Below are 18,698 nucleotides of genomic sequence, written 5' to 3' on the forward strand. Positions count from 1 at the left end.
GCACGTACGGTTCTTAGGGGGAGATGGGCCAGTAATGGCCCATCTCTACCCGACATTCTGGGGTCGGAAACGGCCGGCTAACGTCTGTGCAACGAGGAATATCCATGCAAGTTTCTGTTGAAAATACTACTGCTATCGAGCGCCGCCTGAGCATCACCGTGCCGGCAGAGCGTATTGAGACTGCGGTCAACAAGCGTCTGCAGCAGACTGCCCAAAAGGCCAAGATCGCTGGTTTCCGTCCAGGCAAAGTGCCAATGAGCGAAATCAAGCGTCGTTTTGGCGCCGATGCGCGTCAGGAAGCTGTAGGTGACGTGATCCAGGCTTCGTTCTACGAAGCTGTTGTCGAGCACAAGCTGAACCCGGCTGGCTCGCCTTCGATCGAACCTAAATCCCTGGAAGCCGGCAAAGACCTGGAATACGTTGCCGTATTCGAAGTCTTCCCGGAATTCACCGTTGCCGGTTTCGAAGACATCGCCGTAGAGCGCCTGAGCGCTGAAGTGGCCGATGCCGACCTGGACAACATGCTGGAAATCCTGCGCAAGCAGAACACCCGTTTCGAAGCGGTCGATCGCGCTGCTCAGAACGAAGACCAGTTGAACATCGATTTCGTTGGCAAGGTTGACGGCGAAGTATTCGCTGGCGGCTCCGCCAAGGGCACTCAGCTGGTGCTGGGTTCCAACCGCATGATCCCTGGCTTCGAAGACGGCCTGGTTGGCGCCAAAGCCGGCGAAGAGCGCGTTCTGAACCTGACGTTCCCTGCTGACTACCAGAACCTGGACCTGGCCGGCAAAGCCGCCGAGTTCACCGTGACCGTCAACAGTGTTTCCGAGCCTAAGTTGCCAGAGCTGAACGAAGAGTTCTTCGCTCAATTCGGTATCAAGGAAACCGGGATCGACGGCTTCCGCACCGAAGTTCGCAAGAACATGGAGCGTGAGCTGCGTCAGGCCATCAAGTCCAAGGTCAAGAACCAGGTCATGGATGGTCTGCTGGCCGCCAACCCGATCGAAGTGCCTAAGGCTCTGCTGTCCAACGAAGTGGATCGCCTGCGCGTTCAAGCGGTTCAGCAGTTCGGCGGCAACATCAAGCCTGACCAACTGCCGGCCGAGCTGTTCGAAGAGCAAGCCAAGCGCCGCGTAGTGCTGGGTCTGGTCGTGGCCGAAGTGGTCAAGCAATTCGACCTCAAGCCTGATGAAGATCGCGTTCGCGAAATGATCCAGGAAATGGCTTCCGCCTACCAGGAGCCAGAGCAGGTCGTGGCTTGGTACTACAAGAACGACCAGCAGCTGAACGAAGTACGTTCGGTTGTGCTGGAAGAACAAGTTGTGGATACTGTTCTGCAGAAGGCTAAGGTGACCGACAAAGCGGTCTCTTACGAAGAAGCAGTCAAACCGGCGGAAGCAGCACAAGCCGACTGATTGTCCAACTCGTTCGAAATACAACCATAAGCCAGCCTCGCGCTGGCTTATGCGTTTTCAAGACATGACTATTTGGGAGTAACTGCAGAGCATGTTCCGTAATTCCTATATTCAGCAGAACTCTGATATCCAGGCCGCTGGCGGCCTGGTCCCGATGGTTGTCGAGCAATCTGCTCGTGGCGAACGCGCCTATGACATCTACTCGCGCCTGCTCAAGGAACGAGTGATCTTTCTGGTCGGCCCTGTAGAGGACTACATGGCCAACCTGATCTGCGCGCAGCTGCTGTTCCTTGAAGCGGAAAACCCGGACAAGGACATCCATCTTTACATCAACTCCCCGGGCGGTTCGGTGACGGCGGGTATGTCGATCTACGACACCATGCAGTTCATCAAGCCAAACGTGTCGACGACCTGCATCGGTCAGGCCTGCAGCATGGGCGCGTTCCTGCTCACCGCGGGCGCCGAGGGCAAGCGTTACTGCCTGCCTAACTCGCGCGTGATGATTCACCAGCCGCTGGGCGGCTTCCAGGGCCAGGCGTCGGACATCGAAATTCACGCCAAGGAAATCCTGTTTATTCGTGAGCGCCTCAACACGTTGATGGCCAAGCACAGCGGGCACACCCTGGAAGAAATCGAGCGTGACACCAATCGCGACAACTTCATGAGCGCGGAAGCTGCACGCGCGTATGGGTTGATCGACGCAGTGATCGAAAAGCGCCCCGCTTAATATAAGCACCTCAAAATAGGGCTGGTCGGCATGTCCGACCACCGGCGGGCTTGAAAAAGCCCGCATAAGCCTTCATCTTGTGTTGCAAGCCTATCGGATTTGGATCGAACGAATGACTGACACCCGCAACGGCGAGGACAACGGCAAGCTGCTCTATTGCTCCTTCTGCGGCAAAAGCCAGCATGAAGTACGCAAATTGATTGCCGGCCCCTCGGTGTTTATCTGCGACGAGTGCGTCGACCTGTGCAATGACATCATCCGCGAGGAGGTGCAGGAAGCTCAGGCCGAAAGCAGCGCGCATAAATTGCCTTCGCCTAAAGAAATCAGCGGCATCCTTGATCAGTATGTGATTGGTCAAGAGCGTGCAAAGAAGGTTCTGGCCGTAGCGGTGTACAACCACTACAAGCGCTTGAACCAGCGTGACAAGAAAGGCGACGAAGTCGAACTCGGCAAGAGTAACATCCTGCTGATCGGCCCTACAGGCTCGGGTAAAACCTTGCTTGCAGAAACCCTCGCTCGCCTGTTGAACGTTCCGTTCACCATCGCCGACGCCACCACCCTCACCGAGGCTGGCTACGTGGGTGAGGACGTCGAGAACATCATTCAGAAACTGCTGCAGAAGTGCGACTACGACGTAGAGAAGGCCCAGATGGGTATTGTCTACATCGACGAAATCGACAAGATTTCGCGCAAGTCCGACAACCCGTCGATCACCCGCGATGTATCGGGTGAGGGCGTGCAGCAGGCTCTGTTGAAACTGATCGAAGGCACGGTTGCTTCCGTACCGCCTCAAGGTGGCCGCAAGCACCCGCAGCAGGAATTCCTTCAGGTTGATACGCGCAACATCCTGTTCATCTGTGGCGGTGCGTTCTCCGGTCTGGAAAAGGTTATTCAGCAACGTTCCACGCGTGGCGGCATCGGTTTCGGTGCGGAAGTGCGCAGCAAGGAAGAAGGCAAGAAGGTGGGCGAGTCCCTGCGTGAAGTCGAGCCTGACGATCTGGTCAAGTTCGGTCTGATCCCGGAATTCGTTGGCCGTCTGCCGGTCCTGGCCACGTTGGACGAGCTGGATGAGGCTGCTTTGATTCAGATCCTCACCGAGCCGAAAAACGCCCTGACCAAGCAATACGCCAAGTTGTTCGAGATGGAAGGTGTAGACCTCGAGTTCCGTACCGACGCACTCAAATCAGTGGCCAAGCGGGCACTGGAGCGCAAGACCGGTGCACGTGGTTTGCGCTCGATTCTCGAAGGCGTTTTGCTCGACACCATGTACGAAATCCCCTCGCAGTCCGAGGTGAGTAAAGTGGTGATCGACGAAAGCGTTATCGAAGGCAAATCCAAGCCACTGTATATCTACGAAAACAGTGAGCCGGCTGCCAAGGCTGCACCTGACGCTTAAGCGTTTTGCAGTTGCAGTACAAGCAAGGGGCCTTTCGGGGCCCCTTCTTTTTTGGGGCTGTTTTTTGCAGCAGTTTTTTTAATTCGCGTTTATTCATGCGTTTAACTGCTGGCATTGAGCTTGTTTTTTTTGCATGCAGCCCCCATCTTGTTTTCAAGCTTACTTTTCAACTGTCATAGAGGCGAAATCATGAAGACAACCATCGAATTGCCTCTCCTGCCGTTGCGTGATGTCGTCGTCTATCCGCACATGGTTATCCCGCTGTTCGTGGGGCGCGAGAAGTCTATCGAAGCCCTCGAGGCCGCGATGACGGGCGACAAGCAGATCCTGCTGTTGGCCCAGAAAAATCCTGCTGATGATGATCCAGGCGAAGACGCCCTGTATCGCGTCGGTACCGTTGCTACTGTCCTGCAATTGCTCAAGCTGCCTGATGGCACCGTCAAGGTGCTGGTGGAAGGTGAGCAACGTGGTGCAGTCGAGCGTTTCATGGAGGTGGATGGCCACCTGCGCGCCGAAGTGGCGCTGATCGACGAAGTCGAAGCCCCTGAGCGCGAATCTGAAGTGTTTGTGCGCAGCCTGCTCTCGCAGTTCGAGCAGTATGTGCAGTTGGGCAAAAAAGTCCCGGCTGAAGTCCTGTCCTCTCTCAACAGCATTGATGAGCCAAGCCGCCTGGTCGATACCATGGCCGCGCACATGGCGCTGAAAATCGAGCAGAAGCAAGACATCCTCGAAATTATCGACTTGCCGGCCCGTGTTGAACACGTACTGGCTTTGCTGGATGGCGAGATCGACCTGCTGCAGGTTGAGAAACGCATTCGCGGTCGCGTGAAAAAACAGATGGAGCGCAGCCAGCGCGAGTACTACCTGAATGAGCAGATGAAGGCCATTCAGAAAGAGCTCGGCGACAGCGAGGACGGCCACAATGAAATCGAAGAGCTGAAAAAGCGCATCGATGCTGCCGGCCTGCCAAAGGACGCGCTGACCAAGGCCACCGCTGAGCTGAACAAGCTCAAGCAAATGTCGCCAATGTCCGCCGAAGCCACCGTGGTGCGTTCCTACATCGACTGGCTGGTGCAGGTGCCGTGGAAGGCTCAGACCAAAGTGCGCCTGGACTTGGCGCGCGCTGAAGACATCCTCGATGCCGACCACTACGGCCTCGAAGAAGTCAAAGAACGCATCCTCGAATACCTTGCCGTGCAAAAGCGCGTGAAGAAAATTCGTGGTCCGGTGTTGTGCCTGGTGGGGCCTCCTGGGGTCGGTAAAACGTCCCTGGCTGAGTCCATCGCCAACGCCACCAACCGCAAATTCGTGCGCATGGCCCTCGGTGGTGTGCGTGACGAAGCGGAAATTCGTGGCCATCGCCGTACTTACATCGGTTCGATGCCAGGAAGATTGATTCAAAAGATGACAAAGGTGGGCGTGCGCAACCCGCTGTTCCTGCTTGATGAAATCGACAAAATGGGCAGCGACATGCGCGGCGATCCAGCCTCTGCATTGCTCGAAGTGCTCGACCCCGAGCAGAACCATAATTTCAACGACCATTACCTGGAAGTCGACTACGACCTGTCCGACGTAATGTTCCTGTGCACCTCCAACTCCATGAATATTCCGCCAGCGCTGCTGGACCGGATGGAGGTGATTCGTCTGCCGGGTTACACCGAAGACGAGAAGATCAACATCGCCGTCAAATACCTCGCGCCTAAACAGATTTCAGCCAACGGCTTGAAAAAAGGCGAGATCGAGTTTGAGGTCGAAGCGATTCGCGACATCGTGCGTTATTACACGCGAGAGGCGGGTGTACGGGGCCTTGAGCGCCAGATTGCGAAGATTTGCCGCAAGGCGGTCAAAGAACACGCGCTGGAAAAACGCTTCTCTGTGAAGGTTGTCGCCGACTCCCTTGAACACTTCCTGGGTGTGAAGAAATTCCGTTACGGCCTGGCCGAGCAGCAAGACCAGGTAGGGCAGGTGACGGGCCTGGCGTGGACGCAGGTGGGCGGCGAATTGCTGACCATCGAAGCCGCCGTGATCCCGGGCAAAGGCCAGTTGATCAAGACCGGTTCGCTGGGTGATGTGATGGTCGAATCCATCACTGCCGCGCAGACCGTGGTGCGCAGCCGCGCCAAGAGCCTGGGGATTCCCCTGGACTTCCACGAGAAGCACGACACCCATATCCATATGCCGGAAGGGGCGACGCCCAAAGACGGTCCTAGCGCTGGCGTAGGCATGTGCACGGCACTGGTATCGGCACTGACCGGCATCCCTGTGCGAGCCGATGTGGCAATGACAGGGGAAATCACCCTGCGTGGCCAGGTATTGGCCATTGGCGGTCTTAAAGAGAAATTGCTCGCTGCACACCGGGGTGGTATCAAGACGGTGATCATTCCTGAAGAGAATGTTCGCGACTTGAAGGAAATTCCGGACAATATCAAGCAGGATCTTCAGATTAAACCGGTTAAATGGATTGACGAGGTCCTGCAAATTGCGCTGCAATACGCGCCGGAGCCCTTGCCAGATGTGGCTCCGGAGATAGTCTCGAAGGATGAAAAACGCGAGTCTGATTCCAAGGAAAGAATTAGCACGCATTAATGCGATTAAGCCGGGTGGCTTCCTTGACAGCTTTTTAGAGCCCTTGTTATAAAGCGGCTCTTAAGTGTCTGTAGGCCATTCAGCACTGGTTTTTGCTTTCACCAAAAAACTTAGAATCATACTCAATAGATATATAAGGGGACTTAGAGTGAACAAGTCGGAACTGATTGATGCTATCGCCGCATCCGCTGATATCCCGAAAGCTGCTGCTGGCCGTGCGCTGGACGCAGTAATCGAATCCGTCACTGGCGCTCTGAAGGCCGGCGACTCTGTAGTACTGGTAGGCTTCGGTACTTTCTCTGTGACCGACCGCCCAGCTCGCACTGGCCGTAACCCACAGACTGGCAAAGCACTGCAAATCGCTGCTGCCAAGAAACCAGGTTTCAAAGCCGGTAAAGCCCTGAAAGAAGCCGTTAACTAAGCTTCGCTCAAGCCTTACCTACCCGGGTCAGACGCAGGTCTGGCCTGGCAGCGGAGCGGCAGCTGACCCACGTATCCATCGGGTCGCCAGGGCCTGGGGTGTGCTTTCAAACCCCCGTCCGCTCCGCCAGTTACGAGAAGGCGCATCCTCGGATGCGCCTTTCTTCTATCCGGACTCTACCCACGCTCCACGGTTGCCTAATTTTTGAAGATCAACCGTTTCTGGGGGACGCATGCTGCAAAATATCAGGGACAATTCACAAGGCTGGATTGCCAAGACCATTATCGGGATCATCGTCGCATTGATGGCGTTCACCGGTATCGAGGCCATTTTCCAGGCTTCGACCAACAACAAACAGGACGTGGCCAAGGTCAACGGTGAAGAGATCACCCAAACCGAATTGAGCCAGGCCGTCGACATGCAACGTCGCCAGCTGATGCAACAGCTGGGCAAGGATTTCGATGCTTCCCTGCTGGACGAAAAACTGCTGCGCGATGCAGCCCTCAAGGGTCTGATCGATCGCAAACTGCTGCTGCAAGGTGCTGCCGACTCCAAGTTCGGCTTCTCTGAAGCGGCGCTTGACCAAGTGATTCTGCAGACGCCGGAATTCCAAGTGGACGGCCAGTTCAACGCTGAACGCTTTGACCAGGTGATCCGTCAACTGGGCTACAGCCGTATGCAATTCCGTCAGATGCTGACCCAGGAAATGCTGATCGGCCAGGTTCGCGCAGGTCTCGCCGGCAGCGGCTTTGTCACCGACGCTGAAGTGCTGGCATTCGCCCGTCTGGAAAAACAGACCCGCGATTTCGCCACCGTCAACATCAAGGCCGACCCTGCGGCGGTGAAGCTCACCGACGATGAGGTCAAGGCTTACTACGACCAGCACGCCAAAGAGTTCATGACCCCCGATCAGGTGGTTATCGACTATCTGGAATTGAAGAAGTCTTCGTTCTTCGATCAGGTCACGGTCAAGGACGATGAGCTGCAGGCTGCCTATCAGAAAGAAACCGCCAACCTCGCTGAACAGCGTCGTGCCGCGCACATTTTGATTGAAGTCAACGACAAGACCACCGACGCGCAAGCCAAGGCCAAGATCGAGGAAATCCAGGCACGCCTGGCCAAGGGTGAGAAGTTCGACGCCCTGGCCAAGGAGTTCTCCCAAGACCCAGGTTCGGCCACCAATGGCGGTGACCTCGGCTTCGCGGGCCCTGGCGTCTACGATCCTGACTTCGAAACTGCCCTGTATGCCTTGAACAAGGACCAGGTGTCAGCGCCGGTACGTACCACCTTCGGTTGGCACCTGATCAAGCTGTTGGGCGTTGAAGCACCGCAAGTGCCATCGTTCGCCAGCCTGAAAGACAAGCTGACGCGCGAGCTCAAGACTCAGCAGGTTGAGCAACGTTTTGTCGAGGCCACCAAGCAATTGGAAGATGCGGCATTCGAAGCCTCCGACCTGGCTCAGCCGGCGTCCGACCTGAAGCTGACCGTGCACACCTCGGCGCCGTTTGGCCGTGAAGGTGGCGAAGGTGTTGCCGCCAACCGCGCGGTGGTCACAGCTGCATTCAGCCCGGAAGTGCTGGATGAGGGTGCCAACAGCACCGCCATTGAGCTGGACCCGGAAACCATCATTGTGCTGCGGGCCAAAGAGCATCTGAAGCCTACGCAATTGCCACTGGAAAGCGTCTCTGCCGCTATCCGTGCGCAGATGACCAAGGAGCGCGCCAGCGCGGCTGCCAAGGCTCATGCTGACGAGTTGATCGCCAGCCTGCGTGATGGCAAAACTGCGCTGAACCAGCCGATCGACGGCCAGGCCTGGAAAGTCACTGAAGCGGCTACCCGTAGCCAGGAAGCGATCGACCCGGCCGTGCTGCAAGCCTTGTTCCGCATGCCCAAGCCTGCGAGCAAGGACAAGCCGACCTTCACTACCGTGACCCTGGCGGACGGTAGTCTGGTGATCGTGCGCTTGAACGGCGTCAACGAAGCCGCTGCGCCGACGGACGAAGAAAAGGCGCAATACCGCCGCTTCCTCGCTTCCCGTATCGGTCAGCAAGACTTTGCTGCCTACCGCAAGCAGTTGGAAAGCAAGGCTGACATCAAGAAATTCTGATGTCGGTTTGCAGTACAAAGCCCCCGCTCTGAAAGGACCGGGGGCTTTTTATTACCTGCTCTTCAGACTGGCGATCACGGCCAATAGCATCAGCAGCACGACCGCCCACGCAAAGGCACCGACGCCCCAGCCTTGAAGTAATACACCACCGACCAACCCGCCGCCGGCAATGCCAAGGTTCCACACCGTGACCAGCATCGACTGCGCTGCATCCGCCGATGCACCGGCCGCCTTGGCCAGTGCGGTTTGCAGCAACGCTGGCAGGCCGCCGAACGCCAGGCCCCATAGCGCCACGGCGGCGTAGACAACCCCTGGCGACTCGATCCAGAACGCCAGCGCCAGGGCGATCAAACCAAACAGCGCACAGCTGGCCACGAGCAACACCCGCAACCATCGATCAATCAGTACGCCCGCCAGCCAGATGCTCAGCAGCGCGGCGAGGCCAAATACCAGCAGCACACGATCAATCTCGGCGGCAATTCCTGCGGGCTCCAGCAGTGGCGCCACGTAGGTATAGAGAATGTTGTGGGCCAGCACGTAGGTAAAGGTCACCCACAGCACCGGACGAATGCCTGGCAAATTCAGGACCTGGCGCAGCCCCAGCCGTTTTCCCGCAGGTTCGCCTGCAAAATCCGGCAGCTGCCAGCGCGCCCAAATCAGCAGCAACAGCGTGAGCCCGGTCATGATTGCGAAACTCAGGCGCCAGCCAACGGTGGTGCCCAGGAATGTGCCCGCCGGCACACCGAGCGACAATGCCAAGGGCGCGCCGAGCATCGCCACGGCAATCGCCCGCCCTTGCAGGTTTGGCGCAACCATGCGGCTGGCATATCCCGCCAGCAGCGCCCAGAGCAGACCGGCGAAGACCCCGGCGAAGAAACGTGCCACCAGGGTCACCCCGTAATGGCTGGAAAACGCTGTCACGCTGTTGACCAAAGCAAAGCCGCCGATCGCAATCAGCAGTAACGGCCGTCGTCGCCAGCCTCGGGTCAGCAGCGTGAGAGGAATGGCTGCGAGCAATGAGCCGAGGGCATACAGGGTGACCAGCTGGCCCACCAGGGCTGGCGAGACGCCCAGGCCGTCGCTCATCTGCGGCAGGAGCCCGGCGGGCATTGCCTCGGTGAGGATGGTGATAAAACCGGCCGAAGCCAACGCCAGCAAGCCACCCAGCGGCAGAGCCTGACGTGGGTTGGCAGAGGCAAAATCGGTTAATGCAGGGCTGTTGCTCATCGCACGCTATCCATGAAGAAAGACAAGGAAGCAGGGTAGGGGGCTGTGAGCTGCGGAAAAACAGGCTAAGGTTCCGAACTTATCGGACACCCACGTCCGCAATTGATAGGTGGCCCATTGGACAGCCTGAGCAGTCTTTCGGTATTCGTGCAGGTCGCGGAAACCCGCAGCTTCACCGCCGCTGGCCGCGTGCTTGGCGTGTCTTCCTCGGCGGTGGGCAAAAGCATCGCACGCACCGAGGAGCGCCTGGGTGTGCGCCTGTTTCACCGCAGTACGCGCAGCATCACCTTGACCAGCGAGGGGGCGTTGTTTCTCGAGCGTTCGCGACGGATTCTCGCCGAAGTCGAGGCCGCGGAGCAGGAGCTGACCGAGGCCACTCTCACGCCGCGCGGCAAGTTGCGGATCAGCGTGCCGCAGGTGCGTGGGCTGTTGATGCCGGTGCTCAGCGATTTCATGCGTGCGTACCCGGACATCGAACTGGATGTGGATTTTTCCGACCGCATGGTGGATGTGATTGAAGAAGGCTTCGACGCGGTGATTCGTACAGGCAGGCCGGAGGATTCGCGCTTGATGGCGCGTCATCTGGGGCACTACCGTTTGGTGCTGGTAGGGACGCCAGGCTATTTCGAGCAACATGGCACCCCGCAGCAGCCCCGGGACTTGACCGGCCACGCGTGCCTGCGCCACAAATTCTGCGCCACCGGCAAGCTGGAACCGTGGCCATTGCGTCCTGTGCCAGGCGCCGTAGAACCCGTTTTGCGCACACCGTTGGTCAGCACCACCATTGAATCGCTCAACCATGTGGTGCACGAAGGCCTGGGCATCGCTTGCCTGCCGGATTACATGGTCAGGGACGCGGTGCAGCAAGGGCATTTGCAGCGGGTGCTGGATGACTTTCTCGAGCACCGCGGCAGCTTCTGGATGTTATGGCCAGCAAGTCGCCATGCCTCAGCCAAACTGCGCGTGTTCATTGACCATATGGGCGCCGGGCTTTTTCCTGCGGGCACCGTCCTGTAGGCCTGTGACGTTTTACCGACAGGAATGCGCGCGCCAGGACCCCGTTCTGTTGCACAATACCGCCCGGACTGTTTTCCTCAGGATTTTCGATGTCGACATCATTTCACTTGCGTAGCCTCGGGTTGGCGCTGGTGCTGGCGGGCGCCGCGGGCTGCTCGTCACCCAAGACCGCTATTTATGAACATGAGAATTTCGACGACTCCGGTACGTTCTCCCGTGATTACCCGGTCAGCGACGTGGCGGCCTGCGAAGCGGCGCGGCGTGCCCTGCTGAGCCAGGGTTACATCATCACCAGCAGCGATCCGAAGCTGGTCGTGGGTAACAAGAGCTTTCAGCAGACCGGCGAGACGCACCTGCAGATCAGCTTCAACGTGGTGTGTGCCGATGATGGCAAAGGCAATAACCACTCGACGATGTTTGCCAACGCCTTGCAGGATCGCTATGCGCTGAAGAAGGTCAACAACTCCGCAAGCCTCGGTGTGGGTGTGCTGGGCTCGGTGTCGATGCCGATCGGCTCCACCGATGACTCGATGGTCAAGGTGGCGAGCGAGACGGTCTCGGCGCCCAAGTTCTACGACCGTTATTTCGCGCTGGTGGACGTATTCCTGCCGCAGGAAGTGAAGAAGGCCGAGCATATCCCCGAGAAGCCCAAGGCTGACCTCGGTGTGCCGGAACCCAAGGCAGCGCCGGTAGCCGAGAAGGTCGAGGCACCGAAGGAAGAACCGGCAGCGCCGGCTGCTTCGCAAACGGTGACGCCGCCCGCCGAGACGGCACCGATTGCACCCAAGGAAGAGCCGGCCCCGACCCCGGCAAGCGAGCCGGCCCCGGCGCCGACCAATCCGAGCCTGCCGGCGCCGACAGAGGCGATTCCGCCGCTGCCCACGCCCGCGCAGTAACTCAGACCGTTACGGGATCCGCCTTGTCGACGTTGATCCCGTAGCGACTGATGGCCTGAGTGATGTTGTCCCGGCCGATCACGCCGTCATCGGCCAGTGCCTTCAAGGCCGCCAGCACGATAAAGTGCCGGTCCACTTCGAAAAACTCACGCAAGGTTTCGCGGGTATCCGATTGCCCGAACCCATCGGTGCCCAGCGCTACAAAGCGACGGCCGTGGACGAAGGGGCGAACCTGATCGGCGAATAACTTCATGTAGTCCGTGGCCACCACCACCGGCCCGGGTTGCCCGGCGAGGCATTCCTCAACGTAACTCGCGCGTGGCTCGCTTTGCGGGTGCAGCAGGTTCCAGCGCTGCGCCGCGTGCCCGTCACGGCGCAGCTCGGTCAGGCTGGTGACGCTCCACACGTCGCTGTGCACGGCGAAGTCCTTTTCGAGCAAGTCGGCCGCGGCGATCACTTCGCGCAAAATCGAGCCACTGCCCATCAATTGCACCTGCGCTTGCGGGTGGCTGCTGAGTCGATACATGCCCTTGAGAATCCCGTGCTCCACGCCATCGGGCATGGCCGGGTGTGGGTAGTTCTCGTTAAGCAGGGTGATGTAGTAGTAAATGTCCTCTTGCTCGACGTACATGCGCCGCATGCCTTCGCGAATGATCACCGCCAGCTCGTAGGCAAACGTCGGGTCATACGATACGCAGCATGGGATCACTGACGACAGAATATGGCTGTGGCCGTCGTCATGCTGCAGGCCTTCGCCCATCAACGTGGTACGCCCCGCCGTGGCCCCCAGCAGGAACCCGCGCGCCCGCGCATCGCCCGCCGCCCAGGCCAGGTCGCCGACGCGCTGGAAGCCGAACATCGAGTAGAAAATGTAGAACGGCACGGTCATCAGGCCGTGGTTGCTGTAGGACGTACTGGCCGCGATCCACGAGGAAATGGCGCCGGATTCGTTCAGGCCTTCCTGCATGATCTGTCCGTCCTTGCTCTCCTTGTAGTAGCTCAGTTGCCCGGCATCCTGTGGGGTGTAAAGCTGACCCACCGCTGAATGGATGCCGATCTGACGGAACAGGCTTTCCATGCCGAAGGTGCGCGATTCATCCGGCACGATTGGCACGATCAGCTTGCCCAGGTGCGGGTCTTTGAGCAGCGTGCCAAGGATGCGCACAAAGGCCATGGTGGTGGAAATGGCGCGCTCGCCCGTGTCTTTGAGTTGGGACGCAAATACGCTCAGTTCGGGGATTTGCAACGACTCGATGGCGCTGTGGCGCGCGGGCACATAGCCGCCCAAGGCTTGGCGACGCGCGGCGAAGTAGCGGGCTTCTTCGCTGTCGGCAGCGGGCTTGAGGTAGGGGATGTCGTCGAGCTGGTCATCCGCCACTTCCAATCCGAAGCGGTCGCGGAAGGCTTTTACCGCCTCGGCGCCCATTTTCTTCAGCTGGTGGTTGATGTTCTGGCCTTCGCCGGCTTCACCCATGCCGAAGCCCTTGACGGTTTTGGCCAGGATCACCGTCGGTTGGCCCTGGTGGCGCACGGCAGCGGCGTAGGCGTTGTAGACCTTGTCCGGGTCATGGCCACCGCGTGAGAGTTTCCAGATTTCGTCGTCGGACATGTCTGCAACCAGTGCCAGCAACTCCGGGTATTTACCGAAGAAATGCTCACGTACATAGGCGCCGTTCTGCGATTTGTAATTCTGATAATCGCCGTCCACGCATTCCATCATGCGCTGGCGCAGCAGGCCGCTCTGATCCTTTTCCAGCAGCGCGTCCCAGCCACCGCCCCAGATCACTTTGATCACATTCCAACCGGCAGCGCGGTACAGGCTTTCGAATTCCTGAATCACTTTGGCATTGCCGCGCACCGGGCCGTCCAGGCGTTGCAGGTTGCAGTTGACCACGAAGATCAGGTTGTCGAGTTTCTCGCGACCAGCGAGGGAGATGGCGGCGAGGGACTCCGGCTGGTCCATTTCGCCATCACCGAGGAAGGCCCAGACCTTGCGGCCCTGGTGTTGCTTGAGGTTGCGAAATTCCAGGTAACGCATGAATCGCGCCTGGTAGGCCGCCGTGATCGGCCCCAGCCCCATGGAGACGGTAGGGAATTGCCAGAAGTCCGGCATCAAGCGCGGGTGCGGGTAGGACGATAAACCTTTGCCACCGGCCTCACGGCGGAAGTTGTCCAACTGTGCTTCGCTGATGCGCCCCTCCAGATACGCGCGGCCATAGATGCCAGGAGAGGAGTGGCCCTGGATGTACACCAGGTCGCCGTCGAACGTGTCGGTGCGCCCACGGAAGAAGTGGTCAAAGCCTACGTCGTACAGCACAGCAGCTGACGCATAAGTCGCGATATGCCCACCCACACCGGAATGTTTGCCTGCGCGCAAGACCATGGCCATGGCGTTCCAGCGGATAAACGCATTGGTGCGACGCTCGATAGCCAGGTTGCCGGGGTAGGGCAACTGGCGGTCGGCGGGAATGGTGTTGACGTAGGGTGTGGTCACCCGCCCGTAGAAGTCACCATGGCGCGCTACGTCGAAATCCAGCAACTGATCTATCAGGTAGTGGGCGCGCGGGCGGCCTTCGGTGGACAGCACCGATTCGATGGACTCCAGCCACTCGCGGGTTTCCTGTGGATCGTCGTCCAGTCTTACAGCGTTATTGGGGGTCATGTGAAGCTCCAGGGTAGGCGGATTTGAAGCAGCGAGCTCCTTGTGGGAGTAGCGCCAATGTAGTTGCAATTGCAACGACATACCTGAATCTAGCGCGGGATGAGCTACTATTGCAACCTTCTTGAAATTCCCCGGATGGTGTTGCATGTCGTCGAATGAGCCTGATGTATGGTTCCGTTTTGTCAGGGCCCACAGGACGGTCATCCGTGAAATCGAGCGTCGGCTGGCTGAGGCGGGCCTGCCGCCGTACGCCTGGTATGACGCGCTGTGGGGGCTGGAAAGCGGCCCCGAGGGCACTCGCCGTATGCACGAACTGGCCGATGTGCTGGCGATCGAGCGCTATAACCTGACGCGCCTGGTGGACCGGCTGGAAAAGGACGGCCTGGTGGTGCGTTCACGTTCAGACGGCGACGGCCGAGCGGCGTTTGCCTCGATCACCGACGCGGGTCGGGTGCTGCGCAAAAAAATGTGGACGATCTACGAAAGCACCGTCGACGAGTTGTTCCTGTCGCAAATCGAGCCCGAGCAGCGCCAGTTGTTTGCCGATGCCCTGGAGCGTACGGCGGGGTTGGCGGTGGAGGCGGGTGTGCACACCCGCAACCGACGCAAGATCTGAGATACGGTGCAGATTCAATGTGGGAGCGGGCGTGCTCGCCAAAGCGGTGTGTCAGTACCCTACCGGTTAACTGAACCACCGCATTGGCGAGCAAGCCCGCTCCCACATGTTTATCGCGTTTCTCATTCATTCAAGTGGATACCGTTTCATCGCTATTTCCACCTGGTGTGCGTCAATACACCCTTCATCCGCCAACGCCCTCAACGCACACACCGCGATCCAAAAACGACTCGGCGCACACGCCTGCACTGAGCCGGCGCCCAGCGCCACAAAACGCGCGTCAACATACGGCCCCAGCTGATCGACAATCGGCTGCGGATAACCAGTGACGGCGATTACCGGGGTGGTATCCCCGGCCAGGCAATCACGCAAATGGCAGCTCTGCCGGGGCGCGATGGGGTGCAGCCGATTCCAGCGCGCAGCGGCCGCAGCCTCGCGGGCCAGTCGCGTGTAGCTGGGGCAACTCCACAGCTGCGCCGTGATGCTCCAGTCCTGTTCAAGCAACTGAGCCGCATGAGCGACTTCCACCAGTGCCCGACCTGCACCGAGCAATCGCACCTCCCCTTGGCGACGTTGGATCGGGTACATGCCCCTGAGCGCATCTTCACGGTCTTGCGCATCCAGCGTCACGGCGGTCTCTTGATCATGCAGCGCCAGGTAATAAAACCCGGGCTGGCCGTCGACGTACAACGTGCGCAACCCGGCCAGTACTATCGCGCGGGCTTCCTCACCCGAGGCCGGATCATACGGTGTGCAACGCGGCTGGTTTGCCAGCCACAGCGGTAGCGAGGGTTGCGCGCCTTTGGGCCAGGGCGAAGGTTGGTTCTCGATGTCGTTGCACAGGATGCCGCGCTGCGCGGTCTCATCCGACAACGCACACAGCTGCGCCGACGACGCCGCGCTGTGCAGGTACAGCAGTGGTTTTTCGCCGGTATTACGCGCGAACCAGGTAGGCCAGCTCCCCACGCGTCGGCTGCGTGACTGGCCGCGAATTACCCAGGCTTGCTGGCTGAATTCCAGGGTATTGGCCATGGTCATCACCGTGTACAACGGCGAACTTCGCGATGGTTCGGCGCCGTTCAGTGCGTCAATACACAGCTGCGCGGCGTTAGCGGTAGAGGCGGGCATGGGTTGAAGCTCCAGGCAACAGAGGTTCGTACCCTAATAGAAATGTAGTTGCACATGCAATGATTGCAATCGCACGTCAAACGTTAAACGCTAAATCAACCCAGCGCTGCTACGTTTAATCAGGATGTGCAGGAACGTCATGGCACAGACATTTTTTCGTCATCACGGCACTTTAGGCTGGCTGTGCGGGTCATTTATTGGCAGCCGCTTTAACTTCACAAGGAGTCCACCATGGACGATTACCAAGAAGAACTGCTGGAGTACCATGCGTTTGAATTGGACCCGCTGGATCCGGTCGATGACGCCACCGAGCTGTAATACCGACTTCAGGCGGAATGCCGCTGACTGCGGCGAAATTCCCCTGGGGTCTGGTTGTTCCACCGCCTGAACGCCCTTTGAAAGGCTTGGGCTGAGGCAAAACCGAGCAAGTAGGCGATTTCGCCGAACGCCAACTCCGTATCACGAATGTAGGTCATGGCCAGATCGCGACGGGTGTCGTTGAGAATCGCGCGAAACTGCGTGCCTTCTTCGGCCAGTTTGCGGCGCAGGGTCCAGGTGGGCAGCTTCAAGCGTGCCGCCACTTCCTCCAGGTCGGGTTCCCGGCCGCCATTGAGCATCGGCCCCAGCAAACGGGTAATGCGCTCGCGCAGGCTGCGGGTGCGCGTCAACTGCTCCAACTCTGCTTCACACAACTTCAACAACAGCTGCCAGGTACTCGGGCAATGCTGCGGGTTGCGCATCGCCAGGGTTTGCTGGCTCAGGCGCACTTGATTGGCGTCGGCGCAAAAATGCACCGGGCCGTCACCCAGCACGGCGTACTGGTCACAATACGGGGGCGCTTCAAATTCGATGTCGATGCGCTGCGCCTGCACCGGTTGTTGGGCCAAACTGGACAATTGCTGCAGCCAGCCGGCGATGATCGAATCCACCACAAAGCGGTTGTAGGCATTGTAGGGGCTGATGGAATAGAACCGCAGCCACGCCCCTTCGGCATCTTCGTGAAAACTCGACTGCCCGCGATAGTTGGAGCCGTACAGCGCCTCGAACCGGGTCAATGTGCGCGCCGCTTCACGCACGTTGGGCGCTTGCGCGGCGGTGACCCCTGCAAGGCCCGCCTGGCTCAAGCGGCTGAGCTGGCCCATGCGCAAGCCCAGGCCCGGGTCACCGGTCAGTTGGATGGCCGCATGGCCCAGGCGCATGTAACGCGGGATCGACAGGCGCGCACCGGCTTCGGCGAGGCGCGCTGCGTCCAGGCCGTATTGCAGCAGCAGCGGTTGCGGGTCCAGGCCGTGGCTTTGAATGGCGTCCGCCAGGGTGTGCACGAAGCCCACTGACAGATCCCCGAGGCGCACCGGCTTCAAGGCGTTACAACCAGATATTCAGCAGGCGTGCGCCACGGGCGCCGCTGTCGGCGTTGACTCGCCCGTTGCTGCTGAGAAAGCTGTGCCCGGCAGTGCCCAGGTCCCAGAACTGCCCACGCAGGAACACGCTCATGCCGGCGCTTGCCTGGCTGATCGGTTGTTGGCTGATCAGGGTCAGACGGTGCCAGGCTTCGCCTTCGCTGAGTTCCTCGGGCTTGAGGCTGATTTCGGGTGGCGTCGACACGCTTTTAAACCCGCGCCATGGGCGATCCCATGTCTCGCGGCCGGTCACAAACGCCGGCACGGCGACCAACTGCGCGCCTTGCTCGTTGAGTTTGCGGTAGTTGTCCGGGTACCAGCTGTCGCTGCCGATCAGGATGCCCAGGCGCCCGGCCGGGGTATCGACCACGTTGACGATATTTTCGTCGCCCGGTTGGATAAAACCGCGCTCATCGTAGATCGGGTAGAACTGGCGCTGTGGCTGGCCCACTGGCAAACCGTCGGCACCGAACACCAGGCTGGCGTTATACAGCGGGCCATGACCGACATGCAGTTGGCCTTGTTCGACACTCGGGTTGGGCAGGGTGATGGAGCCGGCCACCAGCGTGACGCCAAACTCTTTGGCCAGGCCGCCGAACAACAGCTGGTAGTCGCGCGCCATGGCGGAGGCTTTCATACGCAGGTAGGCGTCATCCATGCGGTTGTCGCCGGTGGCGCTGATCCATGCGCGCGCAAACTGCAGAGGGTTGCTGGCCGACAGCCAGTTCATCGCGTCTTTTAAATGGACCGCCTGGTATAACTCGTTTTTTTCGCCGCTGAGCATCAGCCAAGTGCCGATATGTTCGGGCAGGACCACGATGGTCTTTTGATTGATCAACCCCTGATCACGGGCCTTTTGCAGGTACGCCGCGAGCTTCAGGTGCAGGCGTTCCAGGCTCTGGTAATCGGCGGGGAACAACTCCGGCTGAATGCCGAGCAAGTTGCCACGATCGGCAGGTTCGCCTTCATTGACGGCCAGGGAAATGCGCAGGTCCGACAGGTAGTGCGCCACAGGGCGCTCCTGGGTCCAGACCAGATACGCGGTGACGGCGGCAACCAGGGCCATGACGAGGGTGAACGCTAGAAGTTTACGCATGGGG

General features: G+C 59.3%; 14 protein-coding genes. 9 read left to right on the plus strand and 5 right to left on the minus strand.

Features of this window, described 5'->3' with window-relative positions; genetic code table 11:
- Nucleotides 1–104 precede the first annotated feature (104 nt).
- The 6 genes from tig (at nucleotide 105) to AC19YS_RS13415 (ending at nucleotide 8,652) form a co-directional block, all read left to right on the plus strand.
- Nucleotides 105–1,415 carry a trigger factor gene (tig, locus tag AC19YS_RS13390; protein ID WP_106578847.1) on the plus strand — a complete coding sequence of 437 codons (1,311 nt, stop codon included), beginning with the start codon at nucleotides 105–107 and terminating at the stop codon, nucleotides 1,413–1,415.
- A gap of 91 nt (nucleotides 1,416–1,506) precedes the next feature.
- On the plus strand, nucleotides 1,507–2,142 hold the full coding sequence (gene clpP / locus AC19YS_RS13395) for an ATP-dependent Clp endopeptidase proteolytic subunit ClpP (protein WP_083357884.1): 636 nt from the start codon (nucleotides 1,507–1,509) through the stop codon (nucleotides 2,140–2,142).
- A gap of 112 nt (nucleotides 2,143–2,254) precedes the next feature.
- Complete coding sequence (clpX, locus tag AC19YS_RS13400; RefSeq protein ID WP_017136464.1) at nucleotides 2,255–3,538, plus strand: ATP-dependent Clp protease ATP-binding subunit ClpX; 1,284 nt, start codon at nucleotides 2,255–2,257, stop codon at nucleotides 3,536–3,538.
- Nucleotides 3,539–3,727: 189 nt separating this feature from the next.
- Entirely contained in the window at nucleotides 3,728–6,124 is a 2,397-nt protein-coding gene (lon, locus tag AC19YS_RS13405; protein WP_119739770.1) for an endopeptidase La, read from the plus strand.
- Nucleotides 6,125–6,257: 133 nt separating this feature from the next.
- Nucleotides 6,258–6,545: an HU family DNA-binding protein gene (locus AC19YS_RS13410; protein ID WP_221034285.1), complete on the plus strand. Its 288-nt coding sequence runs from the start codon at nucleotides 6,258–6,260 to the stop codon at nucleotides 6,543–6,545.
- A gap of 232 nt (nucleotides 6,546–6,777) precedes the next feature.
- Nucleotides 6,778–8,652, plus strand: a complete 1,875-nt coding sequence (locus AC19YS_RS13415; protein WP_106578844.1) for a SurA N-terminal domain-containing protein — start codon at nucleotides 6,778–6,780, stop codon at nucleotides 8,650–8,652.
- A gap of 51 nt (nucleotides 8,653–8,703) precedes the next feature.
- Here AC19YS_RS13415 and AC19YS_RS13420 read toward each other — a convergent pair whose 3' ends face one another.
- Nucleotides 8,704–9,879 carry an MFS transporter gene (locus AC19YS_RS13420; RefSeq protein WP_200624438.1) on the minus strand — a complete coding sequence of 392 codons (1,176 nt, stop codon included), beginning with the start codon at nucleotides 9,877–9,879 and terminating at the stop codon, nucleotides 8,704–8,706.
- Between the two features lie 117 nt (nucleotides 9,880–9,996).
- On the opposite strand from AC19YS_RS13420, the gene AC19YS_RS13425 reads away from it, so the two are divergent.
- Entirely contained in the window at nucleotides 9,997–10,896 is a 900-nt protein-coding gene (locus tag AC19YS_RS13425) for a LysR family transcriptional regulator (RefSeq protein WP_169367136.1), read from the plus strand.
- Between the two features lie 89 nt (nucleotides 10,897–10,985).
- Nucleotides 10,986–11,792: a DUF2242 domain-containing protein gene (locus AC19YS_RS13430; protein ID WP_106578841.1), complete on the plus strand. Its 807-nt coding sequence runs from the start codon at nucleotides 10,986–10,988 to the stop codon at nucleotides 11,790–11,792.
- A gap of 1 nt (nucleotide 11,793) precedes the next feature.
- On the opposite strand, the gene aceE is transcribed toward AC19YS_RS13430, so the two are convergent.
- A complete protein-coding gene (gene aceE / locus AC19YS_RS13435; protein ID WP_200624436.1) occupies nucleotides 11,794–14,454 on the minus strand; it encodes a pyruvate dehydrogenase (acetyl-transferring), homodimeric type in 2,661 nt (886 codons plus the stop codon).
- A gap of 145 nt (nucleotides 14,455–14,599) precedes the next feature.
- Between aceE and AC19YS_RS13440 the strand changes: the two genes are divergently transcribed.
- The gene (locus tag AC19YS_RS13440) at nucleotides 14,600–15,070 is read left to right on the plus strand and encodes a MarR family winged helix-turn-helix transcriptional regulator (protein WP_106578839.1); all 471 of its coding nucleotides are present in this window, start codon (nucleotides 14,600–14,602) and stop codon (nucleotides 15,068–15,070) included.
- Between the two features lie 126 nt (nucleotides 15,071–15,196).
- Here the strand turns inward: AC19YS_RS13440 and AC19YS_RS13445 are convergent, their stop codons facing one another.
- From AC19YS_RS13445 to AC19YS_RS13455, 3 genes are all read right to left on the minus strand, one after another.
- A complete protein-coding gene (locus AC19YS_RS13445) occupies nucleotides 15,197–16,198 on the minus strand; it encodes a transketolase-like TK C-terminal-containing protein (RefSeq protein ID WP_200624435.1) in 1,002 nt (333 codons plus the stop codon).
- 326 nt (nucleotides 16,199–16,524) lie between these two features.
- Nucleotides 16,525–17,559 (minus strand): AraC family transcriptional regulator, encoded by a 1,035-nt coding sequence (locus AC19YS_RS13450; RefSeq protein ID WP_200624434.1) that lies wholly within the window; start codon nucleotides 17,557–17,559, stop codon nucleotides 16,525–16,527.
- A gap of 4 nt (nucleotides 17,560–17,563) precedes the next feature.
- The gene (locus AC19YS_RS13455; RefSeq protein WP_119739785.1) at nucleotides 17,564–18,694 is read right to left on the minus strand and encodes a carbon-nitrogen hydrolase family protein; all 1,131 of its coding nucleotides are present in this window, start codon (nucleotides 18,692–18,694) and stop codon (nucleotides 17,564–17,566) included.
- Nucleotides 18,695–18,698 lie beyond the last annotated feature (4 nt).

It is taken from the genome of Pseudomonas sp. MF08831, from assembly GCF_059862645.1.